The following is a 1,391-nucleotide window of genomic DNA, read 5'->3' on the forward strand; positions in this document are numbered from 1 at the left end:
CGCAGCCCCGACCCGCGGTCACGAGCGGGGGCTCCTATCTTTTTAGTGCCCTCGGATTGGGTCATAGTGTCTGTCGTGGCCAAAACATCGGCGTGGTCATTGGGGACGTTCTTAAATGAATGCGGCAGATAGGGACGTTCCTTTTTTGCCGGCAGTTTGGGACACTCCTTACGGGACACCCCCTCCACAGCGCCTATGCCAGCTTGTCGATTTGCCCAATCTCCCAGAGCGGAATGTTGACGAGCGTGCCCTCGTCTCTATATGCCGCTAACGATGTTCTCACGCAGCGCTCGAGCTTGAACTTCTCGCAGGCAATCCTCAGGCTCTTTGCTTTGAGGTTCTCTGCCGCCTTGACCTCGAGCGGAAGCACGGTCCCCGCATGGTCGATGGCAAAGTCAGTCTCTGCATTGCCGGAGGAGGATGACCAATACGCGGGAGTTTTGCCTTGGAACAAAAGCTCCTGTGCGACGTATTGCTCGGTCAGCGAGCCTTTGAACTCCGTAAAAACTGCGGGCCCGTTCAGAACAATGGCTGGCGAGAGGCCGGAGAGTGCTCCGAGGATGCCGGTGTCGATGCAGAACAGCTTGAAGCCCGAGAGATCATCGTAGCTTGTGAGTGGTGCTCTTAGGGCGGAAACACGTGGTACCTTATGAACGATTCCATAGTCCATGAGCCACTGGAGGCTTTCCTCAAAATCGCGTGCGCGCGCCCCGGGACGAAGCGCGCCGTAGACGAACTTCTTGTTTTCCTTTGCGAGCTGGCCGGGAAGGGATTTCCAAACCAGCCTCATGCGCTCGACGATGCGGGCTGGCGCATGCTTGCCAAAATCGGATTCGTAAGCTTCGATGATTTGCTGCTGAAGCCTGCGGGCCTCGATGAAATCGTGGGAGGCGGCGAAAGCGGAGACAACTTCTGGCATGCCACCGACAACGAGGTATTCCTTGAGCAGGCGCTCGAGCTTTTCGGAAACGTTTGCCAGCAGGTCCATGTCTGCGGCAAGGATGGCATCTGCGAGCGGATCGCCATCGACGGCACGAACGAACTCGACAAACCCCATGGGGCGCATGGTAAGCTGGTCAATCTTGCCGACGGGGAACGACTCGTTTTCGCGTCGGAGCGCGAGCCCCATATAGGAGCCGGCTGCCACGATATGGTATTCCGGCGCCAGCTCGTTGAAGTATTTGAGCGAGGTGATGCCACGCGGTGCCTCTTGGATTTCGTCGAAGATGATGAGTGTGTCTGTCGGCGTTATGGTCTGGCCGCGCAGGAGCTCTATCTGGGAGATGATGCGTTTGGGGTCAAGGCTTCCGTCGAACAGACACTATGACCCAATCCGAGGGCACTAAAAAGATAGGAGCCCCCGCTCGTGGCCGCGGGTCGGGGCTGCGACA

1 protein-coding gene is annotated in these 1,391 nt (G+C 57.9%); it reads right to left on the minus strand.

Features of this window, described 5'->3' with window-relative positions:
- Positions 1–193: 193 nt before the first annotated feature.
- Entirely contained in the window at positions 194–1,318 is a 1,125-nt protein-coding gene (locus AAA069_RS09935) for a DUF4143 domain-containing protein (protein WP_349128268.1), read from the minus strand.
- Between the last annotated feature and the right edge of the window lie 73 nt (positions 1,319–1,391).

The sequence above is a fragment of the Collinsella sp. CLA-SR-H006 genome, from assembly GCF_040097075.1.
GTDB lineage: Bacteria > Actinomycetota > Coriobacteriia > Coriobacteriales > Coriobacteriaceae > Collinsella.